15 protein-coding genes and 1 pseudogene are annotated in these 13,644 nt (G+C 67.4%); 2 read left to right on the forward strand and 14 right to left on the reverse strand.

Annotation, left to right across the window (positions count from 1 at the left end; all coding sequences use genetic code 11):
* Positions 1-11: 11 nt before the first annotated feature.
* From LZ198_RS35800 to LZ198_RS43730, 7 genes and pseudogenes are all read right to left on the reverse strand, one after another.
* Positions 12-311 (reverse strand): hypothetical protein, encoded by a 300-nt coding sequence (locus LZ198_RS35800; RefSeq protein ID WP_253976626.1) that lies wholly within the window; start codon positions 309-311, stop codon positions 12-14.
* 479 nt (positions 312-790) lie between these two features.
* Entirely contained in the window at positions 791-1,408 is a 618-nt protein-coding gene (locus tag LZ198_RS35805; RefSeq protein ID WP_253976627.1) for a DUF2924 domain-containing protein, read from the reverse strand.
* A gap of 113 nt (positions 1,409-1,521) precedes the next feature.
* Complete coding sequence (locus LZ198_RS35810) at positions 1,522-1,746, reverse strand: DUF6900 domain-containing protein (RefSeq protein WP_253976628.1); 225 nt, start codon at positions 1,744-1,746, stop codon at positions 1,522-1,524.
* Positions 1,747-1,819: 73 nt separating this feature from the next.
* Complete coding sequence (locus tag LZ198_RS35815; protein WP_253976629.1) at positions 1,820-2,116, reverse strand: hypothetical protein; 297 nt, start codon at positions 2,114-2,116, stop codon at positions 1,820-1,822.
* 142 nt (positions 2,117-2,258) lie between these two features.
* Entirely contained in the window at positions 2,259-2,696 is a 438-nt protein-coding gene (locus LZ198_RS35820) for a hypothetical protein (RefSeq protein WP_253976630.1), read from the reverse strand.
* 9 nt (positions 2,697-2,705) lie between these two features.
* Positions 2,706-4,616 carry a hypothetical protein gene (locus tag LZ198_RS35825; RefSeq protein WP_253976631.1) on the reverse strand — a complete coding sequence of 637 codons (1,911 nt, stop codon included), beginning with the start codon at positions 4,614-4,616 and terminating at the stop codon, positions 2,706-2,708.
* Between the two features lie 64 nt (positions 4,617-4,680).
* Positions 4,681-4,785, reverse strand: a pseudogene (locus LZ198_RS43730) (phage tail protein); the annotation flags it as partial.
* A 269-nt stretch (positions 4,786-5,054) separates the two neighbouring features.
* Between LZ198_RS43730 and LZ198_RS35830 the strand changes: the two are divergent.
* Positions 5,055-6,779: a hypothetical protein gene (locus LZ198_RS35830; protein ID WP_253976632.1), complete on the forward strand. Its 1,725-nt coding sequence runs from the start codon at positions 5,055-5,057 to the stop codon at positions 6,777-6,779.
* Between the two features lie 179 nt (positions 6,780-6,958).
* Here the strand turns inward: LZ198_RS35830 and LZ198_RS35835 are convergent, their stop codons facing one another.
* The 5 genes from LZ198_RS35835 to LZ198_RS35855 are packed head-to-tail and all read right to left on the reverse strand — an operon-like array spanning position 6,959 to position 11,470.
* Complete coding sequence (locus LZ198_RS35835) at positions 6,959-8,296, reverse strand: phage tail protein (protein WP_253976633.1); 1,338 nt, start codon at positions 8,294-8,296, stop codon at positions 6,959-6,961.
* Positions 8,297-8,305: 9 nt separating this feature from the next.
* Positions 8,306-8,701 carry a hypothetical protein gene (locus LZ198_RS35840; protein ID WP_253976634.1) on the reverse strand — a complete coding sequence of 132 codons (396 nt, stop codon included), beginning with the start codon at positions 8,699-8,701 and terminating at the stop codon, positions 8,306-8,308.
* 4 nt (positions 8,702-8,705) lie between these two features.
* Positions 8,706-9,401, reverse strand: a complete 696-nt coding sequence (locus tag LZ198_RS35845) for a hypothetical protein (protein WP_253976635.1) — start codon at positions 9,399-9,401, stop codon at positions 8,706-8,708.
* Between the two features lie 7 nt (positions 9,402-9,408).
* Entirely contained in the window at positions 9,409-9,939 is a 531-nt protein-coding gene (locus tag LZ198_RS35850) for a hypothetical protein (RefSeq protein ID WP_095957588.1), read from the reverse strand.
* A 1-nt stretch (position 9,940) separates the two neighbouring features.
* Positions 9,941-11,470, reverse strand: a complete 1,530-nt coding sequence (locus tag LZ198_RS35855) for a baseplate J/gp47 family protein (protein ID WP_253976636.1) — start codon at positions 11,468-11,470, stop codon at positions 9,941-9,943.
* A 558-nt stretch (positions 11,471-12,028) separates the two neighbouring features.
* On the opposite strand from LZ198_RS35855, the gene LZ198_RS35860 reads away from it, so the two are divergent.
* The gene (locus LZ198_RS35860; RefSeq protein ID WP_253976637.1) at positions 12,029-12,520 is read left to right on the forward strand and encodes a hypothetical protein; all 492 of its coding nucleotides are present in this window, start codon (positions 12,029-12,031) and stop codon (positions 12,518-12,520) included.
* A 55-nt stretch (positions 12,521-12,575) separates the two neighbouring features.
* On the opposite strand, the gene LZ198_RS35865 is transcribed toward LZ198_RS35860, so the two are convergent.
* Together LZ198_RS35865 and LZ198_RS35870 are read right to left on the reverse strand one after the other, a co-directional pair.
* Positions 12,576-12,962, reverse strand: coding sequence for a GPW/gp25 family protein (locus LZ198_RS35865; RefSeq protein ID WP_253976638.1), 387 nt, complete (start codon positions 12,960-12,962; stop codon positions 12,576-12,578).
* A 7-nt stretch (positions 12,963-12,969) separates the two neighbouring features.
* Positions 12,970-13,641 carry a hypothetical protein gene (locus tag LZ198_RS35870; RefSeq protein ID WP_253976639.1) on the reverse strand — a complete coding sequence of 224 codons (672 nt, stop codon included), beginning with the start codon at positions 13,639-13,641 and terminating at the stop codon, positions 12,970-12,972.
* Between the last annotated feature and the right edge of the window lie 3 nt (positions 13,642-13,644).

The raw sequence follows: 13,644 nt of genomic DNA on the forward strand, positions 1-13,644 counted from the left end.
GAAGGGGCGTCCTATTCGTTCCTTGCTGCGCCCTGCTCTGCGCGGCTCATCTCCTGCGCGGCCTCCTTGAGACTCTGGGCCGGAAGCGCGTGGCCGGTGACGCGCTGGCTGTCTTCGGCCGCCAGCCGCTCACGGAAGAGCGCGACGAGTGCTTCGTTGGGTTGGCCGTCCAGGCGACTGGAAATGCGTTTGTCCGTGCGAACGACGGCCGTCAGGTAGCCGGCGCGGGCGTCGACGCTCATGGCTGTGTCGTCGACAATCCGGTGGTGCAGGAAGAAGAGGTCCTCGATGTCTCCAGGCGTGTGCGGCATATGGACTCCATGGGCTACGGGGGCGAGGGCGTGGGAGGGCACGTCGGGTTGAGGAGTGCGTCAGCGGTGTGTCTGTGGGCTGGCGTGGGGCCGGGCGGCAGCCGACGCGGCTGCCCACCTGCGAATGTCAGCGAAGGGCGTTGCGGAGGACCTGCAGCCCGCGCTCGGTTTCCTCACGCGTGAGCCGAGGGCCGCCGACGTCGAGCAGCACCAGTAGGCGCGGCCCCGAGCTCCGTCGTCGAGGACCGCCGACGCCGTGAGCCGGTAGCCATTCTGGGGCGTGCGTCGCTCCACGCGAGCGGCCAGCAGCATGAGGGCCGTGTTGTGCTGACGCGAGGAAGTCCCTGCAAGGAAGGCGACCTCGACCTCAGGTTGCTTTGAAGAGCCAGCTTCACCCCCACACGGGCACCTGCATGCGCCTTGTGCAGAGCCTCCGTCACGAGGGCCGCGAGGTCCTGAGGCTGGGTGGCGATGGTGCCTCACGCCTCTTCGGGGGCGAAGCGCGCGGCGGCCTCGGTGGCGCCCATGGCCGTGAGTTCGCGGTGCACCGCGCGCATGAAGAAGCGCGTCCGGCTTGGCAGGCCCGCGTCGCGCCAGGCCTTGTCCAAGGACTCCAGAGCCTCGGCATCGAAGGAGAGGGGGATGACGCGCTTGCCGTCCTCGCGCACCTTCGCCTCTCGCTCGGCGCGAGGGCCCACCGAGACGCGCCCGGCTTCCGCCTCTCGAATCTTCCACTGGAGGTAGGAAACGTTGCTGCTGCCCGTAGGCCGGCCGACGACCTTGCGGTACTCCGCCTGCAACTCCTGCAGCGACATGGTACTGAATCGCCCGCGCCTGCGGGACGGTGGGGGAGCCTCCTCGGAGGAGGGCGTGGCCTGGGCAACGGGCGGCGGAGGCGGCGTGCTGGGGGCGGTGGCCGCCCCTCGGCGGGCGGGGCTGGGCTGCTTCTTGGCCGCAAGGGCCTCCTCGATGCGGCGGATGAGGTGCTTCTTGTTGGGGCTGCGCGTCTCCTCGCCCACGACTTCACGGTAGCGGGCGCGCAGCTCCGTCAGACTCAGTGACTCCAGCTTCTTCGTCTTGGCGGTGTGACGGGGCATGGTGGTGCTTCCCTTGTCGGGCCGTGGGTACACGTCGGCTGTCCACGAGGGCGGCCCAGAGGCCCTCATGCACAGGGGCCCCGCTGGGCGGGGCGTGAGGGGAAGGGGAGGCGCTACTTGCTGCGGGGGCTGTTGGCGGCGCTCAGGCCGGCCCGGTACGCCGCTTCGAGGGCGTCCTTCAACCGCCACACCGGCACGTCGTGGAAGTCGAGGCTGTCGCTGTCGCGTGTCTCCAGCGTCTCGATGTCCAGCGTTTCTCGGGCAATCCTCTCGAGGGTTGCCTCGGGTGCGTGGGTCGGCTTCGCGTTGTCTCGAGAGAAAGGCTTATGGGGTGTCATGGAGTCGTTCTCCGGGGGCGCTTTGGACTGGCGCGCGTGAGGCATACGCGCTCTATTTCGAGTGGAAGACAAGTCATTGTGCGCTGGGGTTGAGCAGGTGCGCGAAGCACTCCAAGTCGATGGCGCGCGGGTCGACATGCACGAAGGGGGTGGTGCCGTCCGAGAGGATAGGGGCTGCATCGATGCAGTCCTCGGCCGTGACGCCACCGAGGCGGGCCAGCGTCGTGTCGTCGCAGACGTAGTAGTCGTCCGCGTCCGGGTTGGCGTCGGGGCGGAGGCTGCCGCGCAGCACCGCGAAGATGCGGACCTTCTGCCCCCGGAGGCCGGGGATTTCGTTGCCGAGGTAGGTCGTGTCAGTGCCGATAATCATGGGTGTCTCCCTGGCGCTCGGTGGGGAGCGCGAAGACATACACGCTCTCTTGGGGAGACATAGCAAGTCGAGGAGCAGGAGATTCGCAGCGCTCGGGATGTGGCGGGCGCATCTGGGTTTCTGTTTTGCTGGCAGTGTATGTCTATTGACTGGACTCTTCCGGTTCGTGGGGCTGCTCGTCGGGAGGCCCCTCGATTCGAAGGCCCTGGGGAAACCAGCGCTCGCGCGTCTCTTGCGACAGGGGCCGCACCATCACCTTGCTGGCACTGCCCCCCTTGGGCTTGAGCCCCCTGTGTAGGCGTTCGCGCTGGACGAGTTCTGCGTGGACGTGGCCGACGAGGAGTCGGTGCAAGTGCCCGAAGCTTCCCGGCGCCGGATGCTCCGGCTCGCCCACGGACGCGCGGATGAGGACCTCGGTGGAGCGGCAGGTGGGGCAGGGCGGAAGTTGGACGAGACTGTCGTCCACGTCCTCCCGGCGCGCGACGCCCACTTCCAGGGAGTCGATGGAGAGGCGGTTGCCGCTACCGCACCGGGCGCACCGCTGAAGCACGTCCTCGGTGGTGACTTCATGAATGGCCATGGCGCGTCCTCACGCGACAGATGTGTACGCGCCGAACCAGTACGTGGCTCCGAGCGCGGGGATGGTTTGGTGGGTGTAGAAGGCGAAGCCGTCCCTGTCCGGCACCATGACGGTGGGATTGCCGACGAAGCCTCCGGCGGAGGCGAAGGGACTCAGGGTGATGGAGGAGGGCGCGGTGGGAAAGCGACTGCGGAACGTCACCGAGCCGCCGCCAGCCAGGTTGTCGTGGGCGACGGTGTCGCTGTTGCTGAACTGGAGGCCGAGCCTGCCCACCTCTCGCACGCTGCCGGCCAACTCGAAGGAGGTGTTGCTGGTGGTGCTGCTCAGCGGGAGCCGCAAGGTGCGCGTCCACGCGGTGAAGGTGGCGGTGAGGCTGGCGTCATGGAGGAACTCCACCTCGTTGCGCGAGATGCGGAAGCCGGCCACAGCCGCTGCGATGGTGTCTCGGGCCCACGCGCTGCCGTCCCACGCGGCGTTGAGGGTGAACCACACCGAGTCGCTGTCGGCATAGAGGCGCAGTCGCGCGGCGGCGCCGCCCGCGCCCTGGGAGTCGAGGAGGAGGACGCGGCCCGTGCCCAGGACGGGCTGGATGATGGCCTTGTGCTGGCCCGCCGCTGTCTCGTTGCCGCGGTAGTGCCCACCGCTGAAGGCCGCGAGGATTTCAGCGAGGGCCGCCTCGACGGTGCCCGAAGTCAGCAGGTGGCCCGTGTCCAGGACGGAGACGGCGGAGGCGGCGTGGGCCCCCGCGCCCTGGGTGACGTGGCCATTGAGGAAGCCCAGCAGCGCGGCCACCTGCTGCCGCAGATTTCCGGCGGCGAGGGAGTGGGGCGTCCCGGTCAGCACGTCTCCTCCGACGCGAGACGCACCAGGGCTTCCGGCCGTCGTCTCTCCGAGGCGGGTGACGACCTCCTGGAGTTGAGCCTGGACGCTGGTGGCGGCAACGTAGCCATGGGGTGTCGCGGCGATGGCGCTGGCGTGGTGGGCCCCGGTGGCCGCGCCCTGGTGGGCGTTGAGGAAGCCCAGCAGTGAGGAGAGCTGCGCGTCCACGGTGCCAGCCGGCAGGAGGTTGGGCGTGCCGGGCACCGCGTCCGCGCCCACGCGGGAGGCGCCCGGCGTCCCGCTGACTGCCGAGGAGAGCTTGTCCACGACTTCGTCCACGGCCTGCTGCACCGTGGTGGAGGCGACGAAGCCATGGGGCGCGTAGTCCACGGTGCTGGCTTCGTGTCGCCGGGCGGCGCCGGAGAAGTGCCCGGCCAGCTCGGCGTCCACCGCGTCCAGCGTCGCCTGCACCGTCTGGGCGCTGGGGCTCAGGACGTCCCAGGTGCCGCTCTCTACGGCCACCGAGGAGCCCCTCGCGAAGATGAAGGCCTGCCGGCGAGAGGTGTCCAAGTCCGCGGCGAGAATCTGCGTCTGCCCGGGGCGGCGCCGGACGTCACACAGCAGTAGCTCGTCGGGCTGGAGTGCGGGTTTGGGCGCCTGGCCGACGGGGCCCTCCGGCGCCTGGCGCACCACCAACTCGAAGGACTCGTCGCGGCGGAAGTACACCTGCTGGGAGTTGCCGTCCGTGCGCGGCTCCGACAGCAGGCGGGTGAAGCGCAGGAAGAGGCCCAGCCACCGCTCGCTGCCCGAGGTGGAGACGTCGGTGGGGATGCCCGACAAGTCCACCGCGCAGTCCACCGTCTGCCCGGTGCCGAAGAAGATGCGCTGCCCGAGGTTGTCGTAGGCGCGGCCCGGGGCCGTCAAGTCGACAGAGAGGTTGGCCACGGGAGAGTGGGGCGCGGGCACGGCCCCGGAGATGACGCCGTGGACGCCCAAGTCCGAGGCGAGGTTTCTGTCCGACTGCTCCAACTGCGAGAAGGCCAAGTCCAGCTCGGCCTCCGTCACGCGCTGCCTGAAGAAAAAATCCAGCCGGTTGCTCATGCCTGTGCCCTCCAGAGGAAGACAAAGGCCGGGCGCGAGAAATCGGGGACATGCTGAGCGAGATTCAGTGCAGCGTCGTCGTCTCGCCCAGCTCGCTGAGTCCCAGCTCCCAGTGCTCGGGGAGAATGGGCGGCAGAGGCTCCACCAGGTCCACGAAGTGGGTGTGCGCGAGCTGTGCGGAGGCGCCGGGGGAATGAGCGGCCCCCCCCAGCCGTCATTCGTGCCGTAGCGAGGCGTTCAAGGGGTGGGGTGATTTGGACCTGGAGGAGGGACTCGTCGACGCGTTCCTCGCCTCGGCGAAACGGGGGACTGCGTCGGGAAGTCCGAACGGGGCAAGGAGACGAAGATCCTGGCCGCTGCAGACGGCGCTGGTCTTGCTCGCACTAAGCGAGAATCGCGCTCTGCGCTTCATACGGGACCCAAGTAACATTCGGAAGCATGGACTCTCAGACGGCACTCCGCGAGTTGGAAGCTGAGCTGGACAAGGACGTCAAGGCCTTGCCGCTCCTGAAACTACCATTTCGGACAGTAGTCTCGGCTCTCTACGGCGTTGTGGATAACCGCTTTCATGGGCCACGGACCTCGCCAGAGAGTCGAGAAAACGAAGATGTTGGGTCCGCGATAGTTAATAGACTGTCATATCTGCTTCCGCTGCTTATCGACTGTCCTGTGGAGCCGTTGGGACTTAATTTGGCAAATGCGCTAAGCCCGATCACGCCACAATACCTAGCGGAGCTGGGATTTCTTCTGGCATATGCGCACTTCAGTGAGCTGATGCCCGAGGTGCATCGAGGTTACTATTCGGTAAGCGGAGATGTTGCGTCCGGATTTAGGTTGACACACGCAAGTGATAGTTTTCGCTACTATGAAGCCCGAGATATCGCACTCACCGAAATCTCCATGCCGTACTATCTCCGGCCAAGACTGAAATTCGAAGCTCAACTGGTCGACGTCGTGAATCGCTTCGTTAAGCAAAAGTTCAGCCATGCGGGAGACCTCGTCACGACTGTCACGGTTATCGCAAAGCAGCTCTATGAGGAGTTCCGGCTCGGGATTCGTGAAATTCCAATACTGACGGACGAAGGTTGCAACGCGGCATTTGGGGTGTCGCTCGAGAAGTTCAACCGCTTCCGATCAGCCTGGGCGGGCATTAGTGAGCTTTGCCTTCAGCTAGCTGATGCATTTGCGCACCGAGCTCGCTCCTCAAGTGGCCGGCGTCAGCGCGAACTGTTCTTTGAAAGCATGGAGTGGACAGCGCCACTGCTTCGGCGGAATTTTCTTGAGGGGCTGGTACTTGCTCTTACGGGCCTCTCCGGAGGCGAGATTGACCATCTAATGCAGTTCTACTCATTCTCCCCTGCGGAGAAGCGTGCAAGACAAGTAGGAGATGGTTTCTTTCCGCCGATTGCTCAGCTCGCCGATTCTCTCCATTTTAATCCAGATGCCCTTCGGTCGATGCTGTCTAGTCGGAACGTGCTGTATGTCTTGAATAGGGCGCATACTCAGGTCTTTGATGAGCAGGTTTCCGGCCATCTTGAGCCGGCCCTCATCGAAATTGCCAAGCGGCCCCTATCCCGCCTTCCGGATGTCTTCCTGGCGCAGGAAATCGACTGGGGTGGAGGCGACATCGACCTCCTTGTGTATAGCGAGAGGGAGAATAGCGCTCTCCACATTCAGGCCAAAGCGGCAATTGCTCCACAAGGTGCACGCATGGTCGCGGCGACTGAAGGCCGAGTAAAGGAGGCTCTTCGTCAACTAAGCGCACTCCGCAAGCTTCCGCCTGCTCGGATTGATGCGATTGTTGAGAAGGCAATCGGTCGCCCTGTTCGTGGCGTGAATTTGGTGGATGTAGTTCTCTGTCGGGCATCGTTCGGTACTGCGAAGATATGGGAACGGCTAGGGTCCGTTGCAGTTGTTAATCCGTCCATTGTGGCAGCAGTTGTGGAAAGGCTTCTTGCCACGTCCAGTTCAAACCCAGTCACGGCATTCGCCGCGACCGTGCAGGAAGTTGCTGACGACATTCAGCGTCGAGCCGCCACGGGCTGGGAGGAAGCTACGATAGAGCTTGGTCGCACAACTCTCACAATGCCGTTGCTTAGGCTGGATTCCAACGTGCTCTGGGCGGAGCGTCAAAAGTCGTATGAGCGCCTTATGGGCAAGTGAGGGTGTCTTTGATTGTTTTTAGTTCTCGGTTGTCTGGTGTCCCATCCGTCATGATCTTGTTCACAGGACTCTGTCTCTGCTGTGGTTAGCTGAAGAGGTCCAGCCGGTTGCTCATGCCTGCGCCCTCCAGAGGAAGGCAAAGGCATGGCGCGAAAAATCGGGGACATGCCGCAGGGCCTTCAGTGCAGCGTCGTCGTCTCGCCCAGCTCGCTGAGTCCTAGCTCCCAATGCTCGGGGAGAATGGGCGGCAGGGGCTCCACCATGTCCACGAAGTGGGTGTGGGCGGGCTTGAGGTACTCGACGAGGGTGCGCAGGCGCTGGCGCTCCGCGGGCGAGAGGAGGCGCTCCACCTCGACGTTGAAGGCGTAGCGGGCGAAGCGCTCCGAGGGCCCCAGCACCCAGTCCACGCCCAGCTCGGACTCGCCCAGCACGAGGGTGTCCGAGGCGAATGGGGAGATGGCCCTCACCTCGATCCCCAAGAAGAAGCGGATGGCGTTGCGCAGGCCCAGCGCGGTGCCCTTCTGGCGATACATGTCCACGAGGACGGAGGCCAGCTGGCGCCGGGCGAGGACGTCCAGCTCGAAGGCGAAGGGGTTGCCCAAGTCCAGGAGGATGGCGTCGAGGAAGGCCTCCGGAGCGCGCTCCAAGTCGAAGACGTCGGGGAAGGCGTCCAGGTCCGCGAGGAGCAGGTCGGTCACCTCCTGGAGACAGGAGATGAAGCGGCGCAAGTCCCCCGTCACGTCGTCGCGGCGGTTGTGGCCCGGCAGCATGTCCCAGAGCTGGAAGCTCCGGGAGGGCGGCCGAGCTGGACGGAAGCCCGTGAGGATGGCGCGGTGGTAGGGGGCGAGCACAGGGTTGTCGTGCGTGTCCGTCACGGCCTCTACACGCACTTCGTAAACCACGTCCGGCGTCAGCTCCGTGTCGAGGACGAGGTGGACGAGGGGGCCGTCGGCAGCGGCCTCGAGGGCGGCCACAGGGACTGCGGGGGCGCCACGAGGCGTGAAGGTGAAGCGCGCCGTGGGCGGCACCCGCACGTCCTCGTCGAAGGCGAGGCGCACCGACTTGGGCCCCACGGCCTGCGCGCCCACGAGGCGCGGGGCCGTCCTGTCTTCCACGGTGAAGGTGTACGTCTCGTCAAGGAGGTGCTCGCCGCCGGCCGTGGCGGAGACGACGCGCACGGAGACGGTGGCCTGGCTGGCCAGCGGCACCGCCGGGTGGAGCACCACACGCAGGGTGTCCGCCGTCTGCCTCACCTCCGCGAGTGGCCCCGCGAAGGCAGGCGCCACCTCGACGCTGGCCCCGCCCTCGAAGGCGAGGACGTCGTCCACCCAGACGCGCGTGGTCGCCCGGGCAATTCCGTCCGCGCCGACGTCCACCAGCTCCAGCTCCAGCGCGGCATCGACGGGGACATCCGCCTCCTCGGGGCCCGGAGCGCGGTTGAGGAGGAGGGGGCGGCGCGTCTCGGCGAAGAGGGAGACGGTGTCGACGTAGAGGGCGGGCAGCTCAACCGTGGCCATGGGGCTTCCTCACGGGGAGATGAGCTCCAGGCGGACGCCCACCGTGTGGACGCCGGAGAGCTTCGAGACGTTGGCGGCCATGTCCCCGACGAGGCGCTCGCGGCCGGGGCGCCCGAGGCAGCGGGCGTACTTCACCCCTCCCACGACGAGGGACGCTTCCCAGGCCAGGCCCGCCGGGACGCCTGGCGGCACACGGAGGCGCAAGGCACAGCGGACGAGCGCCACGCCCGTGACGTCCACCGCTTGCGTCACCTCGGCGAAGTCTCCGGGGCCCAGCTCGAAGCGGCGTCCAGGCTCCTCGTCGCCCAGGACGAAGAGGTACTCGCCAGAGGCGGGCGTAGCCCGCTGGGGCCGGATGCGACCCTGCCCCAGGCCCCGGCGACTGGTGAAGGCGGTGAGGGCCATGGCTTCACACCTGCCGGGAGAGCTCAAGCGAGTCGAAGTAGGCCCGGCGGGTGACGTCCCGCACGGCGAAGCCGAAACCGCCCCGGCCGGAGGTGAGGGGCTGGCTGCCGGAGTTGATGCCGAGGGCGTCGTCGATGAAGTCGGCCATGCCCAGCACGGGCTGCCAGTCGGGAGGCGTGCCGAGCGGGTGCGCGGCCAAGTCATTCTGGAAGGCCTTGAGGACGACGTCGCCGTTGGCGTTGACGACGACGTCCAGCCGCAGGTGCAGCCAGGTGCCCTGCGTGAAGCTGGCCGAGGACTTCAGCAGGACGCCGGGACCGTCCGCATCGGGCAGGCCCGTGGCCACCGCGCCCTTGCGGAGCACCACCCGGTGCGGCTCGTCATCGGAGAGGCCCAGGAGGTAGGCGGAGTCGTTGACGGAAGTGCCCTGTCCGCAGAGGAAGAGGAAGGGGGAGAAGCCGGTGGGACCGCCGCCCGGCCCGCGCTGGAGGCAGCCGCGGACGCTGCCTCCCTTGGCCATGGGGGCGAAGTCGGGCAGGTTGGCGAAGAGGGCGACGGAGCCCTGCGCGGCCGACAACGAGTTGAAGGCGAAGAGGAAGTTGCCGCCGCCCGGGGGACGGGCAATGCCCGCCGTCACGCCCCTGTCCACGGTGGCGATGTCCAGGCCGCCATTGAGGTAAGTCCAGTCTGCGAGTGCCATGGTGTCCTCACTGCGTGGCGGCCAGAGGCCACCCGGTGTCGAAGTCCTCGGAGGGCTGCGTGGTGTTGAAGAGGGCCACGCGCGCCGTCACGTCCTCCCAGCGCCAGGCGTAGGCCTCGTTGGTGTGCCAGCGCTGCTCGAAGTCCTCGCGCGGCGAGTCGTTGAAGAGGCCCGGCACGGAGGTGACGTCCGCCCAGTCGGTGAGGAAGGGGGCCTGGCCCCACGTCTCGACGACGTCCCCCTCGAAGCGGTGCGGGACGAGTTGCGCGGGCGGCAGCTCGAAGAGGAAGCCGTCGTTGCCCCAGCCCCGGGAGAAGGCCTCGAAGCCGTCGCGCTGGCCGGAGAAGAAGGCGAGGGCCACAGGGACGTCGGAGAGGGCGGCGTGCCACACGTACCAGCGCTCGAAGTCCTCGCAGGACTCCTCCGGCACACCGAAGCCCGCGAGGGCTTCAAGGTGCGTCACCGCCGTCAGCGTCCAGTGCGCGGCCTCGCCGGGCCGGGCGCCCGCGTCCTCGAAGCTGGGGTTGAGGAGGGCCATGTCAGAGGAGCCCTCCGGTGTCCCCGTCCTGCAGGGTGACGCTGCCCAGCACCGGCAGCTCCCGCACCGTCAGCTTCACGTCCGCGGGCAGGCCGTTGAGTGTCAGGTCCATGCGCGCGTCGCCCAGCTTCCGCACTCCGGGCACGTCGCGGATGACGTTGAAGACGTCGGACCAGGCCACCTCTCCGGCCGGGAATCCCTGGGCGTCCTTGAGGTTGAAGCCGAAGTCGATGCGCGGGTTGGGTGTGCCGTCCGGCTCGCTGACGCGGAAGTGCGCGGCGAGCGCCTGGCGAACGCGCGAGGCGACGTCTTGGGCCGAAGCGCCCTGGCGCAGGAAGAGGCGCGCGGAGACGTCCACGCGCCGGTACACCGGCTCCTGGACGCTGACATGGAAGGTGAGGGTGCAGGGGTAGACTTCGGTGACTTGCCGCAGCACCTGGGCCTTGAGGGCTGGCGTGGGGACTCCGCCGCCCTGGGGCACCACGTAGAGGATGCCGGCGTTCTCGCCAACGGAGGCGTCCTCGTTGGACGTCAGCATGAGGGCACGCGCCACGCTGGGCAGGCGCCGGGCGTTGATTTCGAAGTCCTCGCGGGAGACGGTGCGCGTCAGGGCCCGGAGACTCTCGGGGGCGAGCAGCTTCGCGGAGGCCACCGTCTGCCTGTCCGCGCCGCCCGAGGAGGGGGCGGGGTTGTGGACGGACACCTGCACCGCGTGGCCGTGGGCGTCGCGGAAGCTGCCCTCCAGGACGACGAGTCGCCCCGCGTCCACGTTGCCGGCGGCGCCGCCACCCGTCTTGTACACCACCGCCACGGTGCCGGCGGGCGGCAGGCCGTTGGTGCCGGTGCCGAAGCGGACGGTGGCCTTGTCTCCCTGGTCAACCGAGACGAGGAAGTGAGCGTCGTTGGCGCGGGAGTTGAGGAAGGTGTCCACCTCGGTGAAGGCACCCTGGGCGGTGGACACCCGGGCGGAGCCGTCGAGGTAGGGGGCGAAGTCCAGGTGCGCCTCGAAGTCGGCGAGGCCGCGGGCGTCGAAGAGCTGGGTGTGCGTCTTCGAGTGCTCGGCCACGGCCAGGACGCGCGGCGGGTTGGCGCCGGCCGGAATGGTGACGGACGAGAGGAGCTGGAAGCGGACGGCCTCCGTCACCTCCTGGGTGCGGACGACGGTACCGGCGGGGAAGGTGACGGGGGCTGCAGGAGGCTGGGCCAGGCGCAGCTCCACCTCGGCCGTGGCCGCCTGGGCACCGTGAAGCCGGTAGCCCAGCATGCGCGCCAGGGCGATGACGTTGCGGCGCTGGGTGGCCGAAACGAGGCGCGACTCGCGGGCGAGGTGGCCCTGGTAGAAGCCGAGGACGTCGCCGACGAAGGCGTACATCTCCAGGAGCAGGTTGCCGAAGCTGGCGACGTCGAAGTCCGTCCAGTCCGGGAAGACACTCTTCACGAGAGCCACGAGGCGCGCGCGCAGGGCGTCGAAGTCGCGATGGGTGTAGTCAGTGGACGCGGGCAGAAGTGGCACGTCGGCGAAGGCCTCCACCGGGAGACAAAGGCCTGCAGCCCACTTTTTTCGGGGACATGGGGACGGTGCTTGGCGTTGGAAGCTGCCTCGTCGTCCTCGTACGAGGCCCAAGCGCTTCAGTACCTGGCGCTCCGGCCACAGGTAGGATGGGGCACATCAACTGGTGTGCGAATTCCCATCGACGTGAGGAGTCCTTCCAGCATGGATGCAGCGTGGTTCTGCCCGACGTTCGACTTCCGACACCACCCGCCTGACGAGGTGATGCTTCGAGGAACTCGCCTCCTGATTGAGGACATCGGCACCAAGCACGTCGACCATTGCTTCTGCGGCCGGTGTGGCGTGCCGGTTTACAGGTCGCCCACCGACGGGGAGAGGACACTCGGTGGCCGCGTAGCGCGCCTGTCGCATTACCCTGGCTATGACCATGTTCCATGTTCCGAGCGCCCATCGAAGGCCAGCGCTACGGAGCGCGGCGCCACTCCATCAGGACGCCCGTCCTTTGTTTCCGGGCCAGAGACGACGCTGGTGCCCGTTTGGCTGCCAGCCCGCGAAGCCCCGCGTGGACGGGGTGGAGAGATGGGCTCTTCTCTCGACCATGAACGCAAAATGGCGCGGCCACGCGTCGCTTCAGGAGTCGCACGCTCACGCTCGAGTGCCCGGGTCAGTGTTCAGCAGATAGCGGACAGCCTGCCCGCCTTGCTCGAGAATCCCTTTGCGACAGGTGGGCGACTTCGCGACTTCATCCGTCCCATCCATCTGATTGACGGTGCGGACGAGGGAAGCGAACCAATGCTGTGGTGGGGCCGTTTACATAGCGTCAGCCATGGCAATGCGATGAATTGGCTCAACGTCCGCACGCGTGACCGCTCCCCAGCAGCTTTCTGGGTGAAGCACAGTGTGGTGCCGAAGTTCCGCTCCGCGTGGGAGGAAGACCGGATTGTCCTCGCATATGCCTCCTTCGTGAGGGAGACCAAGAACGGGCGTCCGAAGCTGCGCTGGGACATTCATGACAAGGGGCAGATCGCCCTCGTGCCTGTAGAGCACGAATCGTGTTTGACGAATCTGTAACAGGACGTGAGCGGAGTTCCCGGCGTGAGGTGGATGCAACGCTGCTACTCGCGGCTCAAGGTCCCCGCTGGAGGGGAACGTCGAAATCCGCTGCCGTGTCGCCCTCGCGCACGCGCACACGAAGCGTCAGTATGGCTGCGTCCTGCTCGACGCGGATCTGCACGAGCTGGACGCCAGGCAGCCAGCGCGCGAGCGCGTCACGGACGTACACGCGCGCCAGCTCCGCCAGCACCGTATCGTTGCGCTGGTGGCGAAGGCGCGAGAGGCCCGCGCCGAAGCTGGTGCGCCAGGGGAGCTCGCCGGTGGAGTGGGGCGTGGTGCCTTCCGTCAGCAGCACCTGCCGCACCTTCGAGGCGAGCAGCTCGGCCCCGGTGCCGGAGGCGAAGTCCCGCTTCTTGTCTCGGCCGAAGGGGACGAGGAGATTCTGGAGCACTCGACTCATGGTGTCCTCACGGAAGGGGGATGGCCGCGCGCACCTGCTGCAGCGTGCGGACGATGGCGTCGAGTGGTGCGATGGCGCCATCGAGCGGGCCTTCGAGGCTGGAGAAGTCCGGCACCTGGGGGCCGCCCACCAGGCCGAGGAGGACGTTGAGGAGGGCCATGAGCTGAGAGAGGGCGGCCAGGGCCTTGCCGACGTTGACGGCCTCCTGCGCGACGTTGGCCTCCGCGCAGCCGGCCACAGCCAGGAGGCCCGCGTCTCCAAGCTGGGAGGCGCGCAGCCGGGCCTGCCCGACGCTCGACAGGCGCAGTTGCAGGTGGAGGAGCTGGCCACGGGCATGGCCCAGCTCGCCCAGGACGATGTCGATGACGCCCACCGCCGCGACTGGCACCGAGAGCTGGGGGACTAGGCGGAGCAGCTTGGACACCTTCTCGGCCAGGTTCGGCAGGGCCGCGGCGATGGCTGACGGGTCCGGCGGCGGCCCCAGCGCATCCGGTATCGCCTTCACGACTTCGAAGACAGCGAGCACCGCGCCGATGATGTCGAAGAGGGGCGTGAGCGGCGCGAGCGCCGGCTGGACGGCCTGCAGGAGCTGATGGTGCTGCAAGGTGGCGCCGCCAGGCAGGGTGAGGGTTGGCGCCTCGGGCAGCGGGGGGATGTGGATGCAGATGGGCAGTGCCATGGG

The sequence above is a fragment of the Myxococcus dinghuensis genome (assembly GCF_024198235.1).
In the GTDB taxonomy this organism is placed as follows: Bacteria; Myxococcota; Myxococcia; order Myxococcales; family Myxococcaceae; genus Myxococcus; species Myxococcus dinghuensis.

Excerpts from the sequence above, each read along its gene's own strand:
- LZ198_RS35800 (WP_253976626.1), bottom strand. The coding sequence starts at position 311 with ATGCCGCACACGCCTGGAGACATCGAGGACCTCTTCTTCCTGCACCAC.
- LZ198_RS35805 (WP_253976627.1), bottom strand. The coding sequence starts at position 1,408 with ATGCCCCGTCACACCGCCAAGACGAAGAAGCTGGAGTCACTGAGTCTG.
- LZ198_RS35810 (WP_253976628.1), bottom strand. The coding sequence starts at position 1,746 with ATGACACCCCATAAGCCTTTCTCTCGAGACAACGCGAAGCCGACCCAC.
- LZ198_RS35815 (WP_253976629.1), bottom strand. The coding sequence starts at position 2,116 with ATGATTATCGGCACTGACACGACCTACCTCGGCAACGAAATCCCCGGC.
- LZ198_RS35820 (WP_253976630.1), bottom strand. The coding sequence starts at position 2,696 with ATGGCCATTCATGAAGTCACCACCGAGGACGTGCTTCAGCGGTGCGCC.
- LZ198_RS35825 (WP_253976631.1), bottom strand. The coding sequence starts at position 4,616 with ATGAGCAACCGGCTGGATTTTTTCTTCAGGCAGCGCGTGACGGAGGCC.
- LZ198_RS35830 (WP_253976632.1), top strand. The coding sequence starts at position 5,055 with ATGGACTCTCAGACGGCACTCCGCGAGTTGGAAGCTGAGCTGGACAAG.
- LZ198_RS35835 (WP_253976633.1), bottom strand. The coding sequence starts at position 8,296 with ATGGCCACGGTTGAGCTGCCCGCCCTCTACGTCGACACCGTCTCCCTC.
- LZ198_RS35840 (WP_253976634.1), bottom strand. The coding sequence starts at position 8,701 with ATGGCCCTCACCGCCTTCACCAGTCGCCGGGGCCTGGGGCAGGGTCGC.
- LZ198_RS35845 (WP_253976635.1), bottom strand. The coding sequence starts at position 9,401 with ATGGCACTCGCAGACTGGACTTACCTCAATGGCGGCCTGGACATCGCC.
- LZ198_RS35850 (WP_095957588.1), bottom strand. The coding sequence starts at position 9,939 with ATGGCCCTCCTCAACCCCAGCTTCGAGGACGCGGGCGCCCGGCCCGGC.
- LZ198_RS35860 (WP_253976637.1), top strand. The coding sequence starts at position 12,029 with ATGGGCTCTTCTCTCGACCATGAACGCAAAATGGCGCGGCCACGCGTC.
- LZ198_RS35865 (WP_253976638.1), bottom strand. The coding sequence starts at position 12,962 with ATGAGTCGAGTGCTCCAGAATCTCCTCGTCCCCTTCGGCCGAGACAAG.
- LZ198_RS35870 (WP_253976639.1), bottom strand. The coding sequence starts at position 13,641 with ATGGCACTGCCCATCTGCATCCACATCCCCCCGCTGCCCGAGGCGCCA.